This window comes from Flavobacterium branchiarum (genome assembly GCF_030409845.1).
In the GTDB taxonomy this organism is placed as follows: Bacteria; Bacteroidota; Bacteroidia; order Flavobacteriales; family Flavobacteriaceae; genus Flavobacterium; species Flavobacterium branchiarum.
Window position 1 is genome coordinate 996,032 of the sequence record NZ_JAUFQQ010000005.1, and the last position, 25,982, is coordinate 1,022,013.

Below are 25,982 nucleotides of genomic sequence, written 5' to 3' on the forward strand. Positions count from 1 at the left end.
ATTGAACAAAAAATTCTTGCTACTCCACCCGTTTTCGTATTGATCCAAAACAACACTAATAGCATATTTGTCTAGGTAATATCCATATTTGTCCATTGTTTCCCGAGGATTGGCATCGTAATTTTGCATATAAACTACACCGCCTCTAATTACATCAATTGAAATGAACAGAAATAAACTAATCCGATACCTATTTACATTACTTATAATCAGCCTAATGATTGGAGTTTCGGAATGGCTAGGAGAAAAAGAAATTCTATTTCCAGAAATGGCTGCGTTGGTACTTGGCTTATGGGTTGTAGATAAAAAAATATGGACCGTAAGCAGACCCATGCTAATTGCACTAATGACTGTTTGTGCCGTTTTCGGAATCCTGCTTGTTCGCTATTCTCCTTTTCCGTTGCTAGCCAATATTGCCATTTCCTTTGTCTTTACTTCTCTTTGTCTTATTACAACACGCACCTCATTAATACCGATAACCTCTGCCGCTATGTTACCTGTATTAATGGGGACTCATTCATTAGTATATCCTATTTCTGTTTTTATCATGAGTATTTTAGTGGTTGCGGGACAGTGGTTTCTTGAAAAGATTAAAGTACGCAAAACTCCCCCTTTGCACACAAAAAAACAGCATACACATAATCCGAAACACTGGCTTAAACTACTTTTCTGGATTTTACTTATTGCAATAATTCCTGTATCTACAGGCAAGCTATATTTTATTGTACCTCCGTTAGTAGTTATGTTTATAGAATTCAGTTCTTCAAAATCGGGTTTTCGTAATCGCCCGCTACAAGTTTATCTAATAATGGTAATTGCCGCTTTTTTAGGCTCGCTGTCTCAATATTATCTGCACACAATAGCAGGCTTACCGCTTGTGCTTACAGTACTATTGCTATTTTCATGCCTCTTCTTATTATTTGAAATCGTCGGAAAACCTTTTGCTCCTGCCTGCGCTATTGCACTTGTTCCGATGATAATTCCACAAGAAAAAGTACTCTCCTACCCTTTTCAAGTTGCGATTGGAACTGCCGTATTTCTATTTGTTGCTATGTTCGTTTTCCTAAAATGCTACCGATGGAAACGTGCACATATTCTGATTTGTTTTATGCCACGCCAAATAAGATTAAAAATAGAACGCCCGAACCGTAAAAAAGCAGCTAATTAAACGACTTAAGCCATAATTCAATACCATCAAAGCCATTCTTAATACTACACCATAAAAAAAACTTAAATATGCCCCCCTGGTACGTAAGCACTAGTATGCTTCGTAAACACATAAACTCCCAACTGTTTAACATTTTTTTTGTAGATAATTACCTAAAAAGATAGAATTTTATAACAAAAATTATATATTCGCCATTGTTTTAAGAAACACCTTAATACAAATACAACTTCTAATAAAACAAAGCCTAACCTAATTATGACAGGCTTAATTATATGGATTAGTAATTGTGTGTTTTTATTTAAGACTCTTTTACATGAACATCATTTAAAAAAACCAAACCAATTTAACAATTAACAAAAAAAAAATGAAGAAACACCTTTTATTACTCTTAATCATATTCTTAGGTTTTAATACCTACTCTCAAATCACTTTTGAAAAAGGGTACTATATAGATAATTCAGGGCAAAAAATCGATTGTTTAATAAAAAACGTAGATTGGAGAAGCAACCCAACTACTTTTGAATATAAATTATCTGAAGAAAGTGAATCAAGAATCGCAACTATTAACACGGTGAAAGAATTTGCGATAGAAAATGGTTCAAAATACATCAGTAGCATTGTAAAAATAGACAAATCAAGTACAAAACTTGATGAAATGAGCTCTGAAAAAAACCCTGTTTTTGTTGAAGAACAACTTTTTTTAAAAGTATTAATTGAAGGGAAAGCTAATTTATTTGTTTACAACAACAGTGCCTCACAGAAGTTCTTTTATAAAGTAGATAATGGTAACTTAGAGCAACTGGTATATAAAAAATACCTAATTTCAACCGATAAAATAGCTCAAAATGAATATTACAAACAACAGTTATGGAAAGATTTGCAATGTTCTACAATTGAAATAACTAACACTATAAATTTACAATACAAAGAAAAAGATTTAATTAAATTATTTATCCAATATAATGAATGTAGCAATTCAAGCTATACAAATTACGTAAAAAAGATAAAAAAAGATCTATTCAATTTATCTATTAGACCTCGCTTGAACAGTACCACTATGTCTAATATAAACCCTATTAGTTTCCCTAAAGAAATTGATTTTGAAAATAAATTAAGCTTGAGGATCGGACTTGAAGCAGAATTCATACTACCCTTTAATAGAAACAAATGGGCTGTTACAATTGAGCCAACTTATCAGAATTACAAAAGTGAAGGTTCGATCGATGTAAGCCAAATATATGGAAACAAATTATTTGGAAAAGTTGAGTATTCTTCTATTCAAGTTCCTTTGAGCGTAAGACATTATTTTTTCCTTAATAATCGTTCTAAACTTTTTGCTAATATTTCATACGTTTATAATTTCAACTTAAATAAATCATTTGAGTACACACGAGCAGACGGAGCAATCGTTAGCTCCCAAAAAGATAAATCTAAAAGCAATTTAGGGTTTGGAGCAGGTTATAAATTTATGGATAAATACAGCTTAGAAGTAAGATACGAAGCAAGCAAAGAACTTCTATCTGAGTATTCTATTTGGCAAGTGAAATATAGTTCCCTTTCTGTAATTTTCGGATATACTCTGTTTTAACAGTAAATAAAGCATCTGAAACAATACCAAACAAAAGCTTCAGGTTTCCCTAAAGCTTTTGTTTTTTTGAGACATAATTATTTCATATCTTATTATCTAGACAGGAACTAAAAAATTAAAAGATTGCCTTTTTTTATTTTCCAATCTTTTAAATTCTTTATCAGCCATCAACTGTGCTTGTTCAAAAAAAACAACACAAATTTCTTTAAGAAAGTTATTATATTCAGAGACATTCCTTTGTGCTTCTTTATGCTTTATCCTTTCTGAATTTAGACAAAGGAATTGATATATTAAATTCTCTTCATTATCTGCATAATCAAAAGGAAGCTCAATTTTTTGTATATATTTCAACAAATAGAATAAAGTACTCATTGAAAACCTGCCTGTATGATATCCTAAAAACAAATGAATATGTGCAATTGCAACTTGTTTTAGCGTCTTGTGCAAAAATTCATTTTCCATAGTTATTACATCAGGACTAAGGCAATCATATCCAAGAGTAAGGAATTGCTGAGCCAGTTGCATTTTACTATCATAAAATTTTCTCACAAAACCCATCTCCCTATCCAGTTCAAAACTCTTAGTATAAACAATAGATAAAGGACTATTATAGACCAAAAGTCCATTTGCTATAATAGCATTAAAAAAGTATTTTTGATTACAGTTCTTCTTGCGTAAATAATTAATACTATGATTAAGGATCGTTACTTTATATTTAGCACCAAGTTTTTCTCTTATAGCAACTTCCATTAGCTCTTCTGCATTTTCAATATGCCCTAAATTAAGTGCCAGCAGATAAAAATGATAAACTGGCAGTTGCTTACTATAATTTACTCCCTTAGCTGTATTACCATCATGAATAGTAGTATATCCAAAACAATATATTGATCTTGTTTTTACAAAAGATTCAGAAATTACAGCACCTATCTTCGAAAATGCTTCATCTAAAATGTAGTTTGACGGAATCTTATTCTCAAAAATAGCTCTTCCCAAATAAGTTTGATGATTAAGTCTTCTTATTTTTTGCTCACATGCCTCAATATATTCCTCAAAGAGTCTATTGATCTCTCTTTGCATTAATTCGATCTTAGCTTTTGCTCTATCTATTAACACAAAATCTATAGCTTTCATCTCAATATTTTGCTGGATACTACCATAAGCCTCATTAAGCATGATTAAGATTTCTTTGTCTTCATCATTCTCTTTATCAAGTATTGCTTTAAACGAAGGAGCAAAATCAATTATATAATCGTAGTGTATTAATAAACAGGTCGAACTAATAAATTCTGGTAAAAGAAACTCCGAAGCACAGATGAAAATATAACGCAAGGCTTGATGCATTGTAAAAGCAGCATCTACACTCTTACTACTTCTTCTATAAATAGATACATTGCGAAAAATCACTACAGCTGCTTCAATGTCAATTTCAAAGCGCCTTTTTGCTTTTCTAGACAACTGCTTAGACGAATCTACATGCGGATAATATACCTTTGTGTCAGGTTCAAAATAAACCAATTCTTCATAAGTACAATGCTTTACAAAAAACAACTTCCCTTTTTTAAATCCATAATCGGCCCATTTAGAATTAATGAATTTAAAAATAAAATCAGGATATAACTTTGTAAACTTAAGCACCTTTTCTCCCAGCACATCTACATCTTGACTACAATTTTCTTTCAAGACAAAAGTTACAATAACAGCACTATTATTACCATTGTGCGATACATAAATTGCCCCAGTTTCAACAAACTGTAACAAATCAATAATTGCATTTTCTAATCTTTTAAAATTGGGGGTACTTCTCGCTATTTTAATCGGATAATCCATATTTTATTTTTACATATTAATAACCACTTCCTTATTTAATAACTACATATAATCTCCTAAACTTTGATACACTAAATAATTTCATCTATTTTTTAGTTAAAACTATCAAATCAAATCGTATTCATAAGCATATTTGTACATTTTTTTTGTACGTTTGTCACAATACTTAATACTTTTCTTATGAAATTACAAATATATAGAGTTTATCCTACATATCGTAACAAAAGAGCAAATAATCTATAAAAAAATTAAAATGATAGTCGCTAGAATATTACAAATCATTAAATACAAAGGAATTAACAAAAGAAAATTCTATATCGAAACAGGTCTTTCTAACGGTTTTTTAGACAAGGTGAAAGACATTGGGGTTTCAAAAATAGACCATATACTACATGCGTATCCAGAAATTAGCGTCATATGGCTTATCACTGGAAGAGGAAAAATGCTATTAAATTCAGTTTCTGATGCAGAAAAGGACAAAGTTGAAGAACCATCTACTAATATATACCTAAGTGAATCTACTAAACTACAAGTACCTTTATACGACATAAACACTCCCAACGGAGTTACTTCTTTGTTTCAAGATTCAAATCAAAATCCAATAGATTTTATATCTATACCTAATTTACCCAAATGTGATGGCGCTATACGTATAAATGGCAACAGCATGCATCCTATAATAAAAAGCGGTGATATTGTGATCTATAAAAACATGAACAACATTATCGAGAATATCTTTTGGGGCGAATTGTATTTAGTCTCACTAATACCGGATGACTCAGAAGAACTTATAATGGTTAAATGGATACAGAAATCGGAGAAAGGCGAAGATTGGATAAAATTAGTAAGCGAAAATCCGCAACACCAACCTAAAGACATTCTTATATCAAATATAAATGGATTAGCCCTGGTTAAAGCAAGCATTAGAATAAATGCTACACACTAATTCAGATTTAGTTAAACAAAGTATCTTTAAAAATTCTCGTTTATATTTCATCAACCTTCCTAAAACAAATAAAGCTTCAGAAAAACTGAGGCTTTATTCGTTTAACATTCAATCAATTAAAATAAATTATATATTAGCAAAAAAAACATCAATTTTAGCTCTTTAGATCAAAACCCATGACTAAGAAAACCATAATCTTACTCGGATTTATCATTTTAAAATTTGTTTTGCAATACAACCTAATATCCCCTGAATATAATTTGCAACGGGACGAATACCTTCATCTGGACCAAGCCCATCATCTGGCTTGGGGCTATTTATCGGTTCCTCCTGTAACATCTTGGATTTCTTATATCATACTACAACTCGGAAATTCTGTTTTTTGGGTTAAGTTCTTCCCTGCCCTTTTTGGTGCTTTAACGCTCTTGATCGTCTGGAAAACTATCGATAAACTCAACGGAAACTTATATGCCCTAATTCTAGGTGCGACTTGTATCGTTTTTTCAACATTACTACGAATTAACATTCTTTATCAACCTAATTCATTAGATGTATTATGCTGGACTACTCTTTATTATACCCTAATCCAATATAGTGATACTAAAAAATCAAAATGGCTTTATATAGGAGCAATCGTATTTGCCTTTGGATTTCTTAACAAATACAACATTCTATTCCTGCTTATAGGCTTACTCCCTGCTATCCTACTATCCAAACAAAGACAAATATTAGCCACTAGAAAACTATGTTATGCACTCCTTTTAGGACTTGTTCTTATTTTACCAAACCTGTTATGGCAATACAACAATAACTTTCCGGTTGTGCATCATATGAAAGAATTAGCCGAAACACAATTAGTTAACATCGATCGTTTCGAATTTCTAAAAAAACAATTGCTTTATTTTATTGGCTCTTTCTTTGTACTACTTGCAGCATTGTACGCCTTATTATTTTACAAACCCTTCGAAAAATATAGGTTCTTTTTTACTTCAATAATTTTCACACTTATTGTATTCTTATCCTTTAAAGCCAAGGCATATTACGCCATCGGCTTATATCCTATTTACATTGCTTTTGGTGCTGTTTATCTCTCTGAAGTTTTAAAAACGAATTGGAAACGTTATCTACAACCTGTATTCATAATCATCCCGCTATTATTTTTTATTCCGATGTACAACTTATCATTTCCAAATAAAAGTCCTGAATACATAATAAAACACCCTGAAGGCTATAAAAAACTAGGAATGCTTACATGGGAAGATGGAAAAGAGCATAATTTACCACAAGATTATGCTGATATGCTGGGATGGAAGGAACTCGCTCATAAAACAGACTCAATTTATTCAACTATCGCTAATCCAGAAAAAACCTTAGTTCTTTGCGATAATTATGGTCAGGCAGGAGCTATTAATTATTACACAAAAAAAAGAATTAAAGCCGTTTCTTTTAATGCCGATTACATAAACTGGTTCGATCTTACTACTCAATACACTAACTTAATTCGCATAAAGGAATATCATGAAAATGATGGTGAAATTAAAGAGACTAGCCCATACTTTAACTCCTATGCAGTAGCAGATTCAATCACTAATAAAAATGCTAGAGAATACAAAACAACTATTTTTGTTTTCACTGATGCAAAAATTGATATCAATAAAAGAATTATCAAAGAAATTAAGGAGTCTAAAAGGTTTTGACTTTTTAAGGTTCAAAGCAACAAAGGAGCAGAGTTACAAAGGTTTTGTTTTCGTTCAAAGTTTTTAGTTTTCAGTCACATGTCATCCTGAGCGGAGTCGAAGGACAGTCACAGTTTTCAGTTTTCAGTCGCAGTGCTCTATATTATCTTGAATAGAGTCGAAGTACAGTCACAGTGCTATGCGTTCAGTCACTCGCTTAATGCTCTGAGTCGCCAGAGCCGAGTCAAAGAATTACTTATAGGCCTTTACAACTTTGTACCTTTGAACCTTTATAGCTTTGAGCCTTTGTACCCCAAAAAAACCTTAGCACCTCAGAACCTTAGAATCTTAGTACCTCCTCTTTAAGCCCTAAACAGCATATTCTTATTATAGTTATAAAGCACCAAATCATACGGTACTACGTTTGGCAATACTTTTTCAGAAGAAGCGTCAAACTGAATGTTATTTGCTTTTCGGAATAAATAAATATCTTTCAAGCAATTTGACAAACTCTGGTGTATCATTGATGAAGTTATAGGCAATTTATTATCTCCTACCAATAAATCAATTTGATAATTAGAACTCGATTTCGAAAGATTATTACCTATAATTCTTATTTCGAATGTTGTAGGTTTCCCGTTATGCTCACCCTGATACTGTACTCTCATAGCTTATCAATTTAAATTAAGTATAATTCTATTTGCAAGGGTTCAAAACCCTATTGAAAGATAAATTTACTAATAAAAATCTTTTACATTCATAATTAATTCTGAAATTTTTAAAACAAAACACAACTAATTTATAGTCTTAATTAAAAAATAGATTTCAAGATCAATTAACAATACCACATAAAAAATAGTAATTAAACTATAAAACAACATGATTTTAAGATAATTAAAACAAATGTCATTGGTATTTTATATTTTATTAAATTTGAACAACTAACCTTAAAACCTAATTTCATGGAAATGAACTTCATAGCATTTTTAGCTTCAGCATTAACTACTCTTGTTACTGGTTTTATCTGGTACAATCCTAAAGTATTTGGAACAATCTGGATGAGAGAGGCCAGAATAACTCAAGATGATCTTAAGAAAGGAAGCATGCTTAAAATTTTTGGATTGACTTATGTGTTTTCCTTAATGATGACAATAATCGTTTCATCATTAACAATTCATCAATCTGGTGCGATAGGAATGATTGGAGGCCCTCCGATGTTAGAAAGCGTAAAACCTTCTTTTACAGCATTCATGGCTGATTATGGAACGGCTTATCGCACTTTTAAGCACGGTGCTCTTCATGGATTTCTAACTGGAGTATTCTTTGCTTTTCCAATGCTTGCAATTAATGGCTTATTCGAAAGAAAATCTTGGAAATATATTTTTGTTCATGCAGGGTACTGGATTCTAACCTTAACCATAATGGGGGGAATCATTTGTGCATGGGCATAAATTCAAAACTATAGAAATCCGTTTGAAAGATAAAATCAAACGGATTTCTCTTTTAAATATACTGTCCCTAAATAAGCCATAAATTATATTATTCTGTAATTATTAAGTAAATTTGAACAATATAGTACTCTTACCTTGAATGCATCTTATTCCTTCCAGATTTACAACAATACAGCATCACTTCCTAAATCATGGAATGATTTGGCTAGCCACAATATTTTTTTATCAAGAGAATATCTTGAGGTTTTAGAAAAATCTGCTCCCACCAACATGCTATGCCATTATATCGGACTCTTTAAGAACACCGAATTAATTGGTATTGTACTAACTCAGTTTGTAGATTCTAATAAGCTAGAATCATTTGGAGAGCGAGATAAATGCGTTAAAACAACTGTTCGTAATTTTGCCTTCAAAAAATTTGCTTCTCATGTTTTGTTTGTCGGCAATAACATGCTTACTGGACAAAATGCTTTTTCATTTTCCGAAAAAATAAGTCTACCAAAAGGAATTAAATTACTGCACAAAGCAATTAATGCTTTAAAAAAGGATTTTAAATCTAAAGGAAAAAAGATTCACATTACAACTATTAAAGATTTTTCGGCTAAAGAAATTGATCTTCTTGCTGACGAATTTAAAAAAGGATATACGTTTTCTATTCAGCCAAACATGGTTTTTAAAATCAATGAATACTGGAAAACTGAAACGGATTATATCGATGCTTTATCCAAAAAATACCGTGACCAATACAAACGTACTCGCAAAAAAGCATTAGGAATCGAGAAAAGAAAAATGGATCTAAACGATATTATCGCTTTTGAAGATACTATTTATGATTTGTATTATCATGTTGCCAAAAATGCTCCATTCAACACTTTTTTCTTGGCAAAAAATCATTTTAGCGTTTTTAAAGAAACATTACAAGATAAGTTCCTTTTTTACGGCTATTTTATTGATGGAAAATTAATTGGCTTTAATACTTTAATCATGAACGGAAGCGCAATGGACACTTATTTCTTAGGCTATGATGAAAGTATTCAGCGCGAAAAAATGCTGTATTTAAATATGCTTTATGACATGATAGCGTTTTCTATAAACAAAGGTTTTAAAGAAATTATTTTCGCAAGAACTGCTCTAGAAATAAAAAGTTCTGTTGGCGCAAAACCCATTAAAATGTACGGACTTATCACACACAGCAATGCTTTAATCAACCATAATATTGCTAAACTTTTTAATTACCTAGAACCTAAAAGCGATTGGCAGGAACGAAATCCGTTTAAATAAATACATTGCGTATTTAAGAAAATGACAAACTTCCCTGAAATTCTTAAGGGATAGCAATTTTAATTTGCTTGTGCAGAATATGAATATCTAACTCCGTTTGTGCACCACAATATTCTCCATCGATTTGAAAACTAACCGGATTATTAGTTTTCATCACAGCTTTATCTGTCGAAATAATAACAATGTCATCTGAATCGATTGGCATATTTCCAGTAATTATTTTTCCAAGAATTATTAAATCTAAGTTTTTTAAAACTACCAATTCAAATTTACCATCATTAACCATTCCTTTTGGATTAATTACAACGCCAGTTCCATATTTTTGAGAATTAGCAATCACTACCATCCTTGCCTCATGTTCTTCTGTTTGATTGTTTGCTGTAATTGAAACCCAAAAAGGATCTCTTGACTCTTTTATAGTTGTATATGCCTGTGATGCATAGCCCCAGAAACCTCTTAAATTGCTTTCTTCGTAATTCTTGATCAAGTCTGCATTAAGTCCGATATCACTTAAATGAATGCTTCTTTTGCCGTTAATAGATATCATATCCATCTCGATATAATTACTATGAAATGCAATACTTAGATTTTCTTCAAGACTTTTTGGAAGATTTAAATCAACTGATAAACCATTGGCAGATCCTGCTGGCAATATCCCAATAACAACATCATATTGTTCCATTGCCTCAGCTACCATTTTTACCGTTCCATCTCCTCCCGCCACAATAATTCGGCTAGGCAGCTGCTCATTATATAATCGTATAATTTGAGCAACGTCATCCTTTCCTGTAGTTTCATATACTTCAAGATTAATATGACAAGTTACCGCATAGGATTTTACTGCCTCGATAAGTTCTGACTTATCCAAATCGCCCGAAATAGGGTTTACCACAAATAAGATATTTCGTTTCAAAATTTTATCTTTATATTTATTAAAAAGTAATTACACCAGTTATTCCAAAAGTACACAATTAATGAAGCCCATTTTAAAATTATATCGCGGATATGCTAACGATCAGGAACTAATTGTTATGGGACACGTTTTTAAACCATCAACAGCTAGTGATTATGATTTTCAAAAGAAAAACTTTAAAAATGCGTCTTCTATACTTAAACTTTTCCGAATAAAAACAATTCCTAATTATGATGTTTATCTAAAACATGGTAATAGACAAATTCACACTAAAACTCTTGATGATGGTTTTTTTAAATTCTGCATTCCTCTATATCAAAAAACTGACTTTGGATGGATAGATTACGAAGTTAGCATTACGCACAAAAGCGAAACAATAACATCTTTTGCATCCTTCATTAGACCTCATGATGGTAATTTAGGAATTATATCTGATATTGATGATACTTTTCTTATTTCGCACACCAAAAGTTTTTTTAGAAAACTATATATTCTTCTATTTAGAAATGTAAATGATCGTAAGATATTTGATGACGTTGTACCTCATTATCAAGCACTGAGTTCAGCTGGAAGAAACAATAAAAATGAAAAAAATGCTTTTTTCTACATTTCTAGTAGCGAATGGAATCTGTATCGTTTCATAATTCGGTTTACAAAAATTCATGATTTACCAAGAGCGGTAATTTTATTAAAGGATATCAAAACAGGAATATCCGATTTTTTTATGAGTGGCAGAGGAAGTCATAATCATAAGTTCGAAAAAATTAAACATGTACTGGAGTTTTACCCTAACCTAAAGTATGTTTTATTAGGTGATGATTCTCAACACGATCCGATGCTATATGAAAACATTTGCAAAATATTTCCTGTGACTGTAAAAGCAGTTTACATAAGACAAACTGGAAAAAACAAGAAAGAAGCAACTAAAGCTATTCTGAAAAATTTAGAAAACCTTGAAGTTTCTATTTGTTATTTTAAAGATAGTAGTGAAGCAATTGAACATTCTAAAAAAATTGGAATTATTACCTGATTTGTATGAAATGTTAGAAGTGAGATGAAAGATGTGAGATGAAAGATGTGAGATGAAAGATGTGAGATGTAAGATGTGAGATGTAAGATGTAAAGTAAAAAACAGATACTGATCCTTCGACTCCGCTCAAAATGACATGCGACTGAGACTGAATACCGAGACTACCCTTCGACTCCGCTCAGGATGACATGCGACTAAGACTGAATACTGAGACTACCCTTCGACTCCGCTCAGGATGACATGCGACTGAGACTGAATACTGAGACTGAATACCGAGACTGGAAACTGAGACTGGAAACTGAGACATAAAAAAAAAGCATTTCCTGTTTTAAAAAGGCGACATAAGAAGCTCTTTTTATAACATTAGAAATGCTTTTTTTTATGAAGAATTGTAGCGAAAGCTGAAATAGTCCCCTATTATTGAATTATAGATTATCTATTTCTTCTTGAACTACTTCCCATTCTGAAAGTAATTTTTCCAGTTCAGCTTTCTTTTTATTATATGCCGTAAAAAATGAAGCATCTTCTATGTGTTTGTCATAATTTGAAGCTAACATTTTATCGTCGTGCTGAATGTCTTTTTCTAGTTGTTTTATTTGACTTTCAACTTTACTCAAGCGATTCTGCAACGCTTTATTTTTCTTTTGATCTTCGTATGAAGCTTTATTGCTTTCTTTAGGAGCACCCGCTTTTGTAGCATCTTTTTTCTCTACTTCACGCATGTTTTCTAAATTACGTTGCTCTAAGAAGTAGTTAATATCTCCTAAATATTCTTTTATCTTTTGGTCCTTGAATTCATATACTAAATTAGACATTCCTTGAAGAAAATCCCTATCGTGAGAAACCAATAATAATGTTCCACCAAATTTTTGAAGCGCCGCTTTCAATACATTCTTAGATTTTATATCCAAGTGATTCGTCGGCTCATCCATTAGCAATACATTTATAGGTTGCAATAACAACTTACATAATGCTAAACGGTTTCTTTCACCTCCAGAAAGAACTTTTACCTTTTTTTCAACATCATCTCCACGGAACAAAAATGACCCCAACATATCACGAACTTTCGAACGGTTGGTATCCATTGCAGCATCCTCCATTGTTTGTAGCAAAGTGATTTCACCATCAAGATATTCGGCTTGATTTTGAGCAAAATAACCCAACTGAACATTGTGACCTAATTTTATGCTTCCTTGGTATTCAAATTCATCAACAATTGCTTTAATAAAAGTTGATTTACCTTGTCCGTTCTGCCCAACAAAAGCAATTTTGCTTCCACGTTCTACCAACAAGTTTATATCTTTAAGAATAACTTTATCTCCGTAAGCTTTGGTAACATTGTCTGCTTCGACTACTACTCTTCCTGGTTCTTTTGAAACTGGAAATGAGATATTCATTACAGAATTATCGTCTTCATCTACCTCAATACGCTCTACTTTATCCAATTTCTTGATAAGCGATTGCGCCATAGATGCTTTTGAAGCTTTGGCACGGAATTTCTCGATTAACTTTTCAGTTTCTTCAATTTTCTTAGCTTGATTTTTTTGTGTAGCCAATTGCTTTTCACGAATTTCATGACGCAACAATAAGTACTCAGAATATGGCTTATTAAAGTCATACGCCTTTCCTAATGAAATTTCGATTGTTCTATTGGTTACATTATCCAAGAACATTTTATCGTGGGAAACAATTACCACAACACCAGGATAATTACGCAAGAAGCTTTCTAACCAAATGATACTCTCTATATCCAAGTGATTCGTAGGCTCATCCAGCAACAAAATATCATTAGACTGCAATAACAACTTTGCAAGCTCGATACGCATTCTCCATCCTCCTGAGAAAGTTTCGGTTTGGTTATTAAAGACTTCTCTTTTAAAACCTAAACCTATCAATATTTTTTCTGTATCACCAACATAATTATATCCACCTAACAAATCAAAACGGTGTGTGTAATCAGATAAATCTTCGATAATCTGACTGTATTCTTCACTTTCATAATCGGTTCTGGTTACCAATTGATGATTGATTTGCTCTAATTTTTTTTCTACAACTTTAATATCTGTAAAAGCTTCGTAGGCTTCTTCGAGTACTGTTCTTCCTTGTTCAAAATCGATATCCTGACGTAGGAAACCCATTCTTACTTCTTTCTCTGTTGCAATTTGACCAGAATCTGGTTTAAAATCACCTGCAAGAATCTTTAGCATTGTTGATTTTCCAGCACCATTTTTCCCAACAAGACCAACTCGATCTCCTGCACCTAAACGAAATGTAACTTCCTCAAATAAATAAGACCCCCCAAACGAAACAGATAAATTGTGTATATTAAGCATTTATTATTGTTATTTTATAACTAATTGATTGTGTAAATTGATACCTTCAAATTAATGAGAATCAATTTTTGTAGATACTAAAATCCTTCTTTTCGAGTAATTAAACATTTATTGAGCTTACATAAAACTTAAACCCTGTGTCTAATTAACGTCTAATCAGTATTTTTAATTCTTTATCTTCTAAAATATAAAGCAATATATATTGCATTTTACTTATGATTTTAAAAATGCAAAGGTAGTGAAAAGGAATGTATTATACTATAAAGTTAAAAAGCCGATATTCAGCATAGTTAAAGCCGATTTCTTACACGGTTTTATATATTAAGAGTAGGAAAATTGTTAATGTGGCAATCAATGATTATCTTTGAATTAAATTCATATCTTATTATTTTAAACAACTACTCTGACTTAAATAAAAGAAAGAGTTAGCTATTTAAATATCACAAAAAACTACTCAAAATGTTCAAAAAAGGATCTAAGCTAAATAGTATTTTAAAAGGAACTTGTCCTAAGTGTCAAAACGAAAGTATGTACGAAGACAAGAATCCATTGCATTTAGGAAAAGTTCTAAAAATGAATGAATCTTGCAGTCATTGTGGACTTGTGTACCAAATTGAACCTTCCTTTTTTTATGGAGCAATGTATGTTAGCTACGGTCTAAACGTTGCTTTAGGAATCGCAGCTTTTATTATATCGTATGTTTTATTGCATTCGAGTATTGAAACTTCATTTATAGCAATTGTAATAACTCTTGTGGTATTATTTCCTTTTGTATTAAGATGGTCAAGAAATATTTACATCAACATGTTTGTTTCTTACGATCCAACTACCAATATAAAATAAGTTACTTTCTATTCTTTTTGTAAAACCGTTGGATGTTTATTTCATCGTCCAAAGGAATTTCATTTTCAATATTTTCAAACAAAGCTTCCGCCATTGCAGGTCCAAGCATAACTCCTCGCGTACCTAATCCGTTAAGTATATGAAGTGATTTATTTGTATGGTGTGTTCCCACCAATGGTCTTCTGTCTTTTACTGTAGGACGAACTCCTGCAAAATGCTGAACAATTTCAAACTCACAAGTAATAATTTCACGGATACGCTCTAGAAGTTCTTCCTTCGCCTCTTCGGTAGGTAAGTCCGTTTTATCTTTCCAATTGTATGTAGCTCCTACTTTAAACAAATCATCACCTAAAGGCAGAATAAACACACTTGTATTAACGATTACATCTAGATTTAAACCTACTGCTCGTATAATAAACAATTCCCCTTTTGTTCCATCCAAAGGCAAATCATTAAAGAATGGATTTTTATGCAACCCAAATCCTTCTGCAAAAATAATATGCTGTGCTATAATATCTTCATACTGAATTCCTGAATCTAAAAACTTAATTTGACTGTAATCAAATGCATCTTGAAGTAATAAATTTTCAGTAAGCAAATATTCTCTATACTTTTCTAATAACAAAGCAGTATCGACATAACCAGTATGCAAAACTTCTCCATAATCGTAAGGAGAATCTATACTATTGTATTTTTTAGTAACTAATTTGGTTGACAAAAAAGGTGCTAAGTTTTTTTTATCAGAAGCACTAAACCAATTGTTCTGTTCTTCAATAGAGAAAAATTTTCTCAGGATTGGAAGTTGGAAATTGAACTTTGTAGCAAGTTTGGCTTCTATAGTTGTATAAAACGTATCCATCAAGACTAACTGTGGTTGTGCTTGCCACACTTCACTAAATCTTTTTAAAATAACAGGATTGTACAATCCACCAGCTATTTTAGAAGAGTTTTGTGATTTATCATCTATTACTAAAATAGATTTATTGCGTGACAATGCCTTTTCTGAAAAAGAAATTCCAGCCAAACCTGAGCCAATAATTAAGTAGTCAATCATAAAAAAACAAATTAAACTGTTACAGCCATCAAACTTAAATAAAAAAAAACTCTTACCACGAATGGTAAGAGTTTATATTAAAAAAGGAAATCAATTTTTAGTAATTCCACATATCCGATTCGAAATTTCTAATTTTTTCTTTCACTCTCTCAGATTCTAATAATTGATTCTGAGCATTATCTTTCATGTATTCTTCGATAGCTCTATCTCCGTAAACATTTTCTTCTTTATAGATTGTACTGTTAAAACGTCTAGAGTTTAAGATTTGATCAAAAGAAATTGGCATTGCAGAGTTTTTGTCATTAAAAGCTTTAGCTTCATGCAAAACATTTCTGGCATCTGGGAAGAATACCCAGAACAATTCAATATAATCTTTCTCTTCACTATTAATAGTGTAAACATCAGGAGTTACAGGACAAATACCTAATAGACGATACTTCAATTCACTTTGACGTTTATCAAAATACCAATATCCTTTAATTTTATACTCCGTAACATCTTGAGCTGTTAAATCAGTTTTCAAGATATATTCTGAAGATATAATTTTAGATGCAGGAACGTCTACTGTTTCAGTTGTAGTTACTTTGTTTTTTCCTTTACCAGTAGTCTTCTTTTTCTGGATCGTTTGTGCAACGTATGCACCTGGATCTTGATTCAATTGCTCTCTACCCGCATCAGTTGTATCGATACGAGATAAAGAAGCCTGAATATCTTTCATAGACTTTTTGGTATTGAAATAACTATCAGTATAAACCTCAGTAATTTTACCATTTTTAATTGCTTTTGTCAAGACATCGTACATAGAACGTCTGTCTGAACCAATATTTGCAGTATCAATAGGAAAGTACAATGAGAAGTTGATTTTTTCATTCAAATCAATGATTTCCCAAACAGTTTTCCCCATCAAAACATCTCTATCGTGTACATAACCATATGCTAATGGTTTGTCATTATCCAAAACAAGTTGCGCTGGTGTCTTTAAACCAATTTCAGCTGGTGTTTTTGCGTTAAGCAAATTCGACTGTGCAAATGTTGTATAACTCCCTGCAACAGAGATAATAGCTATTAAAAAAATTCTTACATTCATCATGGTATCAGTATAAGATATTGAAGTAGTTTACTTTATAGAACTACTTATTATTGTATTTCAAAAATTACTGGAGCTGTTCTTGGCAATAAATAACTTCCTGCTCCAACAAGTTTAGTTTTAATCTCAGAAATAGTAACTTGATCTCCTCTACCTGCTTTTGAAAGAACTGATTTACATTGTGCATTTAATTTATTACCAGCAACAACAACTGTAGGTTGTCCAGTAACTTTTAAATTAAATCCAACAACATCTAAACCAACTTCGAAATCAAAATCAACTAATTTAGCTCCAATTGTAGCTACTTCTAAATTTGATTTAGGTCCTTTTACAATACCCATTTCTCCTCTAATAGTTCCACTTGGTCCAGGAATACCTTTAATTCTAAAAGTTTTCTTATCAGAAACAGTAGTTCCATTTTCTAATTTACCTGTTACAGAAATTGTAGTTTCTGTACCTGTACCTGGGCTCATGTTATATTTTCCAGGTTTTCCAGCAGATGATAATCCTGGAGCTGTTGCAACAACTTTGTTATCAGCAACACCTGCAAATGAAATTGAGATAGGGTTAACAACACCTCTGTAAACTACATTCATTTTATCTGCAGAAATAGTAGCAGAGTTTGGCTTAGGAACTACAACATATGGTTGATCAAATTTAAGAGGAATAGTCTTTCCATCTTCTAAGAATGTAAATTGACCACTAATATTTTGTTCACCAACTCCACCAGCAGTCATTTCAACTACAGCTTGACCGTTAACAATTTTTCCAGGTCTTCCGTTAAGAATAAATGAAGTAGGCTGTGTATTATCATCATAACGACCTAAAACTACTTTACCTGTAACAGTTTCTCCTTGGAAATATGCACTTTTATCAAGAACCACAATTGCTTTATAATTACTATAAGACGCGGCTTGTACTGCTGCTTTTCCTAAAGCAGAACTATAAACATCTGATTCTGCTTTTTTAACATCACTTTGCCATGCTGATAATTTTGCAACTGAAGCTACAGCTGGAAAACCTTTAAAATGGTAAGCTAAAAAATCATCTTTCAAACCTTCTTTGTTCTTAACATCAGAAGTATCAAATTTACTATCAATCTCAGCTACAATTGCATTGTACTTTTTGTCGCTTAATACAGCTTTCATATCAGCTTTGTACTTGTCAATTTTAGCAACAATTTCTTTACCTTTTGCAGTATAACCATCACCTGTAAACCAGTTATCAATATTATCCCCTTTGTCCATAGACTCATAAGGTAATTTCCCAGTTTCTTTGTCTTTTTCGAATCCCTTTAAAACATCACCTTTTAAAGTTTCGATATAGCTATAAAAATCTTTAGATATTGCTTGAACTTTATGAGCTGTTTGAGCAGCTGTTTCAAATTCACCTTTAGCCTCAGCCGCTTTCTGATCTAACGAAGCCAATAATTGCTCATTTGTCATATTAGCTGACTCATTTGCACTTTCAAATTTTTCATTCATTAAGCCAAAAGCAGACAATACTTCTTTTGACATATTCATTGCTAACATTGCGATAAAAACCAGATACATCAGGTTTATCATCTTCTGTCTAGGGGTTAATTTTCCTCCTGCCATATTTTCTAAATAATTAGTTTTTTATTAATAATAATAGTTTTTAACTAATTATCCTTTGTTATTCATAGCTGAAAGCATACCACCATATACATTGTTTAAAGAAGCAATATTTGCAGTCATAGATTGCATTTGCTCTTTTAATTTACTAGCGTTTTCTGCGATTTCTTTGTTTGCTTCTGCATTTCGAGAAGCACTTTCTAATTGAACTTTGTATAAACTATTTAAAGATTCCATTTGTGCAGCAGCAGTAGATAACTCTTCGCTGTATTTTTTAGTAGAAGCAATTGAATCAACAGTTGGAGCAATACCTTTAGCAGCAGACTCAAAGTTTTTGATACTGTTACCTAAGCTTGCCATTAATTCACCGTCAATTTTAGCTTCTTTAAGCATAACGTCTAATTTTTGAGAAAGTAAACCTTGAGCATCTGCAGTTTTCTCCGCTTTTGCAACTTTTACTTTTGCTTGTCCGTTAGCCAATTCTGGATATACTAATGTCCAGTCCAACTCTTCGTCAACTGGTTCAAAAGCAGATAAAGCAAAGATTAATGCTTCTGTTACTAATCCGATTGAAAGCATTAAGGTACCTGTTAATGGTCCTATTTCAAAGTGAGTAATTTTGAATAAAGCTCCAATAATTACTACTGCTGCTCCCATACCGTAAGCGAAATTCATCACTTTTTTACTTAATAATGCCATAATTGTTTTTGTTTTGTTTTAGGTTTAAAAAAAGGATTTGGATATTTAATTTAATTTTCTTTCTCGTTTAATTACTTCTTATTCCCTGTTGATTGTGTTCCCATATAATCTTGAACAGTTCTAAAACCGATAAAACTTCTTGCAGAATCTGCATATTCAAAATCTCTGGTACTTACTTGTAAGAAATAAGCAACATCTTTCCATGAACCTCCACGTACTACTTTACGCTTGTTAGACCCGTCTTGTACATTAGGATTCATAGTAGACACATATTCGTATGCATTTGGACTGTATGAAGAATCTGTCCACTCTGCTACGTTACCTGCCATATTGTACAAATTATAACCATTTGGATCGTATGATTTTGCTTCTACAGTATATAAAGCATTATCTGCTGCATAATCTCCTCTATTTGGTTTAAAGTTTGCCATAAAACAACCTCTATCATTTCTGATATAAGGACCTCCCCATGGGTAAGTTCCTGATTCAAGACCACCTCTAGCAGCATACTCCCATTCTGCCTCTGTAGGCAATCTGAAAGAGTTCACTAAATCATGACCTTTCTTTTTAGCTTTTATGTATGTATTTTTATTTAAAGTTCTCCAAGCACAAAATGCTTTTGCTTGAGTCCATTTTACACCTACAACCGGATAATCTCCATATGCTTTATGCCAGAAGTAATCATTGTGCATTGGCTCGTTGTAAGAATATGTAAAATCCTTAATCCAAACTGTTGTATCTGGATAAACCTTAACTTCTTCTGTCTTAACAAATTCTTTTCTTTTTCCAACTTTAGCTTTTGCCGCAGCTTGAATATCCATCCAAGAATATCTAAATTTCAATTTATTAACATCTATAGTTCTTAATCCATTATAAGACTCCTCAACAGGAATATACATTGAATCCATTACTTCAGCATAATACTCGTCTGGGTAAGCTTGTGTTCCTTTTGCTAACTTAACTTTTCTGTTTAATTTTCTACCTGCATAAGGATCATCTGCTGTCCCTATACTGTAGTAATTATCATACATGTATTTATCATAAGCAGTCATTTTTTCAGGATCAGAATCATTAAAAGCATAATCCCCTATACTACCACTTTTTTTACCTTTAGCATCTGCTCCGCCACCTGGTTTTTGACCCATTTCATCAGCCATAATTGCCAAACGAACTCTCATTGTAGAATCTTTAACCCACTCTACAAATTGACGATATTCGCTATTAGTTATCTCAGTTTCATCCATATAAAAAGAACGAACAGTAACTGTTTTTGTTGGTGCATCCTCTACTTGAGCCAAGTCATCATCTGACTTCCCCATGATAAAAGACCCTCCTGGAATCAATGTCATTCCGTAAGGTTTTTCTGGATACCATTTCCCGCCTTTAACACCTACTAATTCTCCTTTGTCACTTGACCTACCACAACTAATCATTAGTGTTAAAAATGCCGCAAATGCAATAAACTTCTTCATATATGTTTGGATTATCTATTCATTATTATAAGTCCGTAAACCTATTTATTATTTTTCTAAAAAACAATAGCTTTTAGTGCAATTTATTTCAGGGTCCAAAATTAAAGTTAAAAAAAATAAAAAAAAAATATTTAGTCGATAAACTGCCACAAAAAACCGCTTAAAAACGTTAAATTTTAATATTTATAAGTCAAACCTTACTAATTAAAACAAAATCAGCTATTTAAAAAAAACCTTAATAACTCGTATCTTATTACGAAAACGATTACACGGTGTTTTTACGTTGTGCTTTCCACCATCTTTCTGGCAATTCTTGATTACAAGCAACTAAATATTCATCGTAAGAACAAGATAACAACGTATTTCTCTTCAATTTATTGTTGCCATTTGAAATAAAAGGAATCTCTATCCACCATCGATCTGTTTTGTCACTTTTGTAAAAAACGAGATCTTCTTCTTCCAATGGAACGATATATTTCAGGTAGTTTTTTCGACTTCCGTATGGATATTCATTTGAACGGTAATGATACCCTTCGATGAAATACCAAACTATTTGCGCCATTAACGGAGCTTCTTGACATGTGCTGTTTTGATTAAACAAACCAAAAGCAGACACTTTATCACTAATTCCAGCATACCTCGCTAACGAACAAATCTCTTTACCATCAAAACCATTAGGCTCAAAAGCAATAGTATTACCTGAATCGGCAGATTTCACTGAATTCAAATCAAAACTTACTAAATCGGCATCTCTAAAAACTGGCTCAGCGAGTGCAATTTTATTTGAAATCTCTCCTAGGCGGTATGCATCAAAAAACAATTTTTCGATTAAATCTATTTCTTCTTGGGAATTGTAATAGGTCTGATACCCTATATTACAGAAATTAAACAAATTATTAGGCGCATCTACTATAATCTTGGTCAAATAAGAAGCTGCAGAAGAATCTTCACTCTCTTTTCCAAAATCAAATTTATTATCGACCGCAACCAAATTAACCATTTGTTCTAAATCGTCATAAGCACGATATAAAGCATACGTTAAATCTTGAGAACCACCTACTACTATAGGCACTACTCTATTTTTTATTAAAGCTGCTGTTATTTTCTTTAAAAGATAATAAGTGTCTTCTATAGAATCCCCTTGCGCAATATCACCTAAATCAGCAATACCCATATCCCAATTTCCAGGAAACATGCCATATAGCTTTTTACGAAATGGATTTAGATTTACATCATCAATCGCAGTTGTATCGCCACGATTATCCAAAACTCCAATTATAGCGATATTAATTTTAGTTATATCAGGGAATTGCTCCTTAGTATGCAAAACTATTTTACTTCCCAATTCTTGAGAAGACAAAGTATCAACATAGTTTAGAATTTCTTCAGAAACTGGTTGTAGAAAATCAAATTCCATTTTTTATTTCTTTTTTGCTACTGTTTTTTTCGCTACAGCTTTTTTGGCTGCTGGCGCTTTTTTAGCGGCTGTCTTTTTTACTGGGGTTTTCTTAGCAATCATTTCTTGAACTTCAGCCAACGTCAATTTTGTAGCATCAACATCCTTACTTAGTTCAATTTTAATTTTACCTTTTGTGATAACTGAACGTCCCCATCGTGCTTTTTCAACCAAGATCCCTTCTTCTTCCCAATTATGAAGTACTTTATCTATATTTTTTTGGAGCTTATCTTCGATCAAGGCTTCTATATCTGATTGTGACAAATTATCAAAATCATATTTCTTACTTACATTGATAAACAATCCGTTCCATTTAATAAACGGACCAAAACGTCCCACTCCTTTTTGCACGCCCTCACCTTTATACACAGCGATAGGTGCATCGGCAATAGCTTTTTCATCTATCAATTCCTGAGCTCTAGTTATTGTCACATCTAAAGGATCTTCTCCTTTTGGTAACGAAATAAACACACTACCATGACGAACATAAGGCCCGTAACGTCCGTTACTCACTTCTACTTCTTCCCCTTTATACTCTCCTAAGTTTTTAGGCAATAAAAATAAATTTAAAGCTTCTTCTAACGTTATATTTCCAATATTTTGATCTGCCATTAAACTAGCAAACTTTTTATCTTCATCATCCGGCTCACCAATTTGTGCCATTGGACCAAATTTTCCTAAACGAACTGAAACTGGTCTTCCTGAAACTGGATCTTTACCTAATATTCTCTCTCCACTTTCTCTCTCGGCATTTGCCTCAACATCTTTTACATTTGGATGAAACTTATCATAAAACTCCTGCATCATTTGTGCCCAATCAATATTTCCTTCAGCAATTTCGTCAAAATCCTGTTCAACTTTTGCTGTAAAATTATAGTCTAATATTGACCCAAAGTTTTTGACCAAGAAATCTGTAACAATTGTTCCGATATCAGTTGGAACCAACTTTCCTTTATCCGAACCTGTATTTTCTTTAAGCAACTTCTCACCTACCTTATTAGCTTGTAATGTAAGTTGTGTATAATTACGTTCTTGCCCGTCTAGATTCCCTTTCTCAACATAATTTCTATTGATAATAGTAGAAATAGTTGGTGCATAAGTCGAAGGACGACCGATACCTAACTCTTCTAATTTCTTAACCAAAGATGCCTCTGTATAACGCGCTGGTGGTCTTGAATATCTTTCAGTTGCCGTGATATAATTGTTTATCAACTTCTCGTTCACTTTCATTGCTGGCAACATTCCTTCTTGCTCTTCTTCGTCATCATCATGACCTTCAAGATAAACTTTTAAGAATCCTTCAAAAAGCAATACTTCTCCTGATGCTGTAAATATCTCGCTGTGATTATTAGCTTCAATTTTTACATTGGTTCTTTCTAATTGTGCATCACTCATTTGTGATGCCAATGTTCTTTTCCAAATCAAATCATATAAACGCGCTTGGTCTCTATCAATATTTACAGTATGACGTGACATATCCGTTGGACGAATCGCCTCGTGTGCTTCTTGCGCTCCTTTACTTTTATTCGTGAAGGTTCTCGGTTTTGAGAATTCTTTACCGTATGATTTGATAATTTCAGCCTGAGCTGCATCCATTGCATCTTTAGAAAGATTAACACTATCGGTTCTCATATAAGTAATAAGTCCCGCTTCGTAAAGACGTTGTGCTAATTGCATTGTGATTCCAACTGGCAAATACAATTTTCTAGCAGCCTCTTGTTGCAAAGTAGAAGTTGTAAACGGTGCTGTTGGAGATTTTTTAGTAGGTTTCGTTTCTAAGTCTGAAACCTTATATGAAGAACCTATATTTTTATTTAAAAAATCTTCGGCTTCTTTCTTTGTATTAAAATTTTTAGGCAATTTAGCCTTGAAGGTTTTTCCGCTTTCATTGGTAAACTCAGCAACAACAGAATAAGTTGCAACTGCTTTAAAATTCTGAATCTCACGTTCTCTTTCAACTATTAAACGTACAGAAACAGATTGCACACGTCCAGCAGACAAACCGCCTTTAATTTTTCTCCATAAAACAGGAGATAATTCATAACCAACCAATCTATCTAATACACGACGTGCTTGCTGTGCATTAACCAAGTTATAATCTATCTCTCTTGGATTCTCAATTGCTTTTAAGATAGCAGTTTTAGTAATTTCATGAAAAACAATTCGCTTGGTTTTTTTTCTATCCAACTTCAGCTCCTCAGCAAGATGCCATGAAATAGCCTCACCCTCGCGATCCTCATCACTCGCTAACCAAACCATCTCAGCATTTTTAGATAACGTTTTTAGCTTACTTACCAAAGCTTTTTTATCAGGAGAAACTTCATATTTAGGTTTAAACCCATTCTCTACATCTACACCGATTTCCTTTGAAGGCAAGTCGGCAATATGCCCATAACTTGACTCTACTTGAAAATCACTTCCCAAAAATTTCTCTATCGTTTTTGCCTTTGCAGGTGACTCAACTATCACTAAATTCTTTGCCATTACTCTATTTTTCTGGAACAAAAGTATCTATTTTTTTTAAATATTGCGCTTTACTAAATTTTAAAAATACTTTATACCTTTAATCAGGGCACAAATATAAACATAAAACAATGTAATTTCCTACATTGGAAGCATTTAAATATACTCCTCACAATTATCCCATAAAATAACAGACTTTATATATAACCCAAAAGACTAAATCTTACCTGCGATAACTACATCTATTCCAATTTCTTCCAATTTCATTTTAGTCTCTGGATCAATACCTTCATCAGTAATTAGCACATCAATTTTATTTAAATTACAAATTTTACCAAAACCTCTAATATTCATTTTCGTAGAATCTGCTAATACTATAACCTTTTCAGCTACTTCTATCATGGCTTGATTCAAATGTGCTTCTAATGCATTTGATGTACTCAGTCCGAATTCTAAATGAACCCCGTCTGTACCTATAAATAATTTATTACATGAAAACTGACTCAAAGTAGCCTCCGCAATTGGACCAACAGCAGAGGTAGAACTATTTCGAACATCTCCACCTAATTGAATCGTATCTATATTAACCTCTTTAGTAAGTTCCAAAGACACTTTTAATGAAGGAGTAAGAACCGTCAATTTTTGAAATCCAGTAATAATTCTTGATAAGTAGTGAATATTAGAACCCGAACCTAAGATAATATAATCGTGTTCGTTAATATATTTCAAAGCTTCTTTAGCTATTTGCTTTTTCTGATCTACCTGTAATGTTTCTTTATCGTTAACATCTCTTTCAAAAGCATAAATTGGCTTTTTACTAGCTCCCCCATGTGTACGATGTAATAGTTTTTCGTTTTCTAAAAAGTTCAGATCCTTTCGTATAGTTACGGTTGAAACATTAAGCGCCTCACATAAATCAACTACATTCACATATCCTTTTCGATCTAATTCTTTAAGTATATCCTCTTGTCTTCTGTTGATAATGGTCATAATGTTACTTTAATGTTAAGGTTATTGATGTCGAAAGATACAAAAATAAAATAAAAAAATAAATTTCACTTAACTTTATTTAGTTTCGTTTAATTTCATTAGCTTTGTTA

At 32.3% G+C, this 25,982-nt stretch carries 20 protein-coding genes; 8 read left to right on the forward strand and 12 right to left on the reverse strand.

Features of this window, described 5'->3' with window-relative positions:
- Positions 1–163 precede the first annotated feature (163 nt).
- Both QWY99_RS16295 and QWY99_RS16300 read left to right on the forward strand, forming a co-directional pair.
- Positions 164–1,168, forward strand: a complete 1,005-nt coding sequence (locus tag QWY99_RS16295; RefSeq protein ID WP_290266640.1) for a hypothetical protein — start codon at positions 164–166, stop codon at positions 1,166–1,168.
- A gap of 364 nt (positions 1,169–1,532) precedes the next feature.
- Positions 1,533–2,756, forward strand: coding sequence for an outer membrane beta-barrel protein (locus QWY99_RS16300; RefSeq protein WP_290266641.1), 1,224 nt, complete (start codon positions 1,533–1,535; stop codon positions 2,754–2,756).
- A 96-nt stretch (positions 2,757–2,852) separates the two neighbouring features.
- Here QWY99_RS16300 and QWY99_RS16305 read toward each other — a convergent pair whose 3' ends face one another.
- Entirely contained in the window at positions 2,853–4,583 is a 1,731-nt protein-coding gene (locus QWY99_RS16305; RefSeq protein ID WP_290266642.1) for a hypothetical protein, read from the reverse strand.
- A gap of 253 nt (positions 4,584–4,836) precedes the next feature.
- Between QWY99_RS16305 and QWY99_RS16310 the strand changes: the two genes are divergently transcribed.
- A complete protein-coding gene (locus QWY99_RS16310; protein ID WP_290266643.1) occupies positions 4,837–5,529 on the forward strand; it encodes a S24 family peptidase in 693 nt (230 codons plus the stop codon).
- Positions 5,530–5,705: 176 nt separating this feature from the next.
- Positions 5,706–7,226 carry a glycosyltransferase family 39 protein gene (locus QWY99_RS16315; protein ID WP_290266644.1) on the forward strand — a complete coding sequence of 507 codons (1,521 nt, stop codon included), beginning with the start codon at positions 5,706–5,708 and terminating at the stop codon, positions 7,224–7,226.
- A 341-nt stretch (positions 7,227–7,567) separates the two neighbouring features.
- Here the strand turns inward: QWY99_RS16315 and QWY99_RS16320 are convergent, their stop codons facing one another.
- Complete coding sequence (locus QWY99_RS16320) at positions 7,568–7,873, reverse strand: hypothetical protein (protein WP_290266645.1); 306 nt, start codon at positions 7,871–7,873, stop codon at positions 7,568–7,570.
- Positions 7,874–8,167: 294 nt separating this feature from the next.
- Between QWY99_RS16320 and QWY99_RS16325 the strand changes: the two genes are divergently transcribed.
- Entirely contained in the window at positions 8,168–8,656 is a 489-nt protein-coding gene (locus tag QWY99_RS16325) for a DUF1761 domain-containing protein (protein WP_290266647.1), read from the forward strand.
- Between the two features lie 135 nt (positions 8,657–8,791).
- A complete protein-coding gene (locus QWY99_RS16330) occupies positions 8,792–9,937 on the forward strand; it encodes a peptidogalycan biosysnthesis protein (protein WP_290266649.1) in 1,146 nt (381 codons plus the stop codon).
- Between the two features lie 43 nt (positions 9,938–9,980).
- Here the strand turns inward: QWY99_RS16330 and QWY99_RS16335 are convergent, their stop codons facing one another.
- Positions 9,981–10,850, reverse strand: coding sequence for a diacylglycerol/lipid kinase family protein (locus QWY99_RS16335; RefSeq protein ID WP_290266651.1), 870 nt, complete (start codon positions 10,848–10,850; stop codon positions 9,981–9,983).
- Between the two features lie 61 nt (positions 10,851–10,911).
- Here QWY99_RS16335 and QWY99_RS16340 point away from each other — a divergent pair, with 61 nt between their 5' ends.
- Positions 10,912–11,880 carry an App1 family protein phosphatidate phosphatase gene (locus QWY99_RS16340; protein WP_290266653.1) on the forward strand — a complete coding sequence of 323 codons (969 nt, stop codon included), beginning with the start codon at positions 10,912–10,914 and terminating at the stop codon, positions 11,878–11,880.
- A gap of 425 nt (positions 11,881–12,305) precedes the next feature.
- On the opposite strand, the gene QWY99_RS16345 is transcribed toward QWY99_RS16340, so the two are convergent.
- Positions 12,306–14,213 carry an ABC transporter ATP-binding protein gene (locus QWY99_RS16345; protein WP_290266654.1) on the reverse strand — a complete coding sequence of 636 codons (1,908 nt, stop codon included), beginning with the start codon at positions 14,211–14,213 and terminating at the stop codon, positions 12,306–12,308.
- 459 nt (positions 14,214–14,672) lie between these two features.
- Here QWY99_RS16345 and QWY99_RS16350 point away from each other — a divergent pair, with 459 nt between their 5' ends.
- Positions 14,673–15,056 (forward strand): DUF983 domain-containing protein, encoded by a 384-nt coding sequence (locus QWY99_RS16350; protein WP_290266656.1) that lies wholly within the window; start codon positions 14,673–14,675, stop codon positions 15,054–15,056.
- A gap of 1 nt (position 15,057) precedes the next feature.
- Here QWY99_RS16350 and QWY99_RS16355 read toward each other — a convergent pair whose 3' ends face one another.
- The 8 genes from QWY99_RS16355 to QWY99_RS16390 form a co-directional block, all read right to left on the reverse strand.
- The gene (locus tag QWY99_RS16355; RefSeq protein ID WP_290266658.1) at positions 15,058–16,110 is read right to left on the reverse strand and encodes an NAD(P)/FAD-dependent oxidoreductase; all 1,053 of its coding nucleotides are present in this window, start codon (positions 16,108–16,110) and stop codon (positions 15,058–15,060) included.
- Positions 16,111–16,207: 97 nt separating this feature from the next.
- On the reverse strand, positions 16,208–17,197 hold the full coding sequence (gene porN, locus QWY99_RS16360; protein WP_290266659.1) for a type IX secretion system ring subunit PorN/GldN: 990 nt from the start codon (positions 17,195–17,197) through the stop codon (positions 16,208–16,210).
- Between the two features lie 50 nt (positions 17,198–17,247).
- Entirely contained in the window at positions 17,248–18,795 is a 1,548-nt protein-coding gene (gene porM / locus QWY99_RS16365; protein ID WP_290266660.1) for a type IX secretion system motor protein PorM/GldM, read from the reverse strand.
- 48 nt (positions 18,796–18,843) lie between these two features.
- Positions 18,844–19,491: a type IX secretion system motor protein PorL/GldL gene (gene porL / locus QWY99_RS16370; protein WP_290266661.1), complete on the reverse strand. Its 648-nt coding sequence runs from the start codon at positions 19,489–19,491 to the stop codon at positions 18,844–18,846.
- Between the two features lie 71 nt (positions 19,492–19,562).
- Entirely contained in the window at positions 19,563–20,963 is a 1,401-nt protein-coding gene (gene porK / locus QWY99_RS16375) for a T9SS ring complex lipoprotein PorK/GldK (RefSeq protein ID WP_290266663.1), read from the reverse strand.
- Positions 20,964–21,228: 265 nt separating this feature from the next.
- On the reverse strand, positions 21,229–22,380 hold the full coding sequence (locus QWY99_RS16380) for a formimidoylglutamase (RefSeq protein WP_290266665.1): 1,152 nt from the start codon (positions 22,378–22,380) through the stop codon (positions 21,229–21,231).
- Positions 22,381–22,383: 3 nt separating this feature from the next.
- The gene (topA, locus tag QWY99_RS16385) at positions 22,384–24,903 is read right to left on the reverse strand and encodes a type I DNA topoisomerase (RefSeq protein WP_290266666.1); all 2,520 of its coding nucleotides are present in this window, start codon (positions 24,901–24,903) and stop codon (positions 22,384–22,386) included.
- A 195-nt stretch (positions 24,904–25,098) separates the two neighbouring features.
- Entirely contained in the window at positions 25,099–25,872 is a 774-nt protein-coding gene (locus QWY99_RS16390; protein WP_290266667.1) for a DeoR/GlpR family DNA-binding transcription regulator, read from the reverse strand.
- Positions 25,873–25,982: the final 110 nt, after the last annotated feature.

Bases quoted from the DNA above. Each gene is read 5' to 3' on its own strand.
- QWY99_RS16295 (WP_290266640.1), top strand. From the start codon at position 164: ATGAACAGAAATAAACTAATCCGATACCTATTTACATTACTTATAATC.
- QWY99_RS16300 (WP_290266641.1), top strand. From the start codon at position 1,533: ATGAAGAAACACCTTTTATTACTCTTAATCATATTCTTAGGTTTTAAT.
- QWY99_RS16305 (WP_290266642.1), bottom strand. From the start codon at position 4,583: ATGGATTATCCGATTAAAATAGCGAGAAGTACCCCCAATTTTAAAAGA.
- QWY99_RS16310 (WP_290266643.1), top strand. From the start codon at position 4,837: ATGATAGTCGCTAGAATATTACAAATCATTAAATACAAAGGAATTAAC.
- QWY99_RS16315 (WP_290266644.1), top strand. From the start codon at position 5,706: ATGACTAAGAAAACCATAATCTTACTCGGATTTATCATTTTAAAATTT.
- QWY99_RS16320 (WP_290266645.1), bottom strand. From the start codon at position 7,873: ATGAGAGTACAGTATCAGGGTGAGCATAACGGGAAACCTACAACATTC.
- QWY99_RS16325 (WP_290266647.1), top strand. From the start codon at position 8,168: ATGGAAATGAACTTCATAGCATTTTTAGCTTCAGCATTAACTACTCTT.
- QWY99_RS16340 (WP_290266653.1), top strand. From the start codon at position 10,912: ATGAAGCCCATTTTAAAATTATATCGCGGATATGCTAACGATCAGGAA.
- QWY99_RS16345 (WP_290266654.1), bottom strand. From the start codon at position 14,213: ATGCTTAATATACACAATTTATCTGTTTCGTTTGGGGGGTCTTATTTA.
- QWY99_RS16350 (WP_290266656.1), top strand. From the start codon at position 14,673: ATGTTCAAAAAAGGATCTAAGCTAAATAGTATTTTAAAAGGAACTTGT.
- QWY99_RS16355 (WP_290266658.1), bottom strand. From the start codon at position 16,110: ATGATTGACTACTTAATTATTGGCTCAGGTTTGGCTGGAATTTCTTTT.
- porN (WP_290266659.1), bottom strand. From the start codon at position 17,197: ATGAATGTAAGAATTTTTTTAATAGCTATTATCTCTGTTGCAGGGAGT.
- porM (WP_290266660.1), bottom strand. From the start codon at position 18,795: ATGGCAGGAGGAAAATTAACCCCTAGACAGAAGATGATAAACCTGATG.
- porL (WP_290266661.1), bottom strand. From the start codon at position 19,491: ATGGCATTATTAAGTAAAAAAGTGATGAATTTCGCTTACGGTATGGGA.
- porK (WP_290266663.1), bottom strand. From the start codon at position 20,963: ATGAAGAAGTTTATTGCATTTGCGGCATTTTTAACACTAATGATTAGT.
- QWY99_RS16380 (WP_290266665.1), bottom strand. From the start codon at position 22,380: ATGGAATTTGATTTTCTACAACCAGTTTCTGAAGAAATTCTAAACTAT.
- topA (WP_290266666.1), bottom strand. From the start codon at position 24,903: ATGGCAAAGAATTTAGTGATAGTTGAGTCACCTGCAAAGGCAAAAACG.
- QWY99_RS16390 (WP_290266667.1), bottom strand. From the start codon at position 25,872: ATGACCATTATCAACAGAAGACAAGAGGATATACTTAAAGAATTAGAT.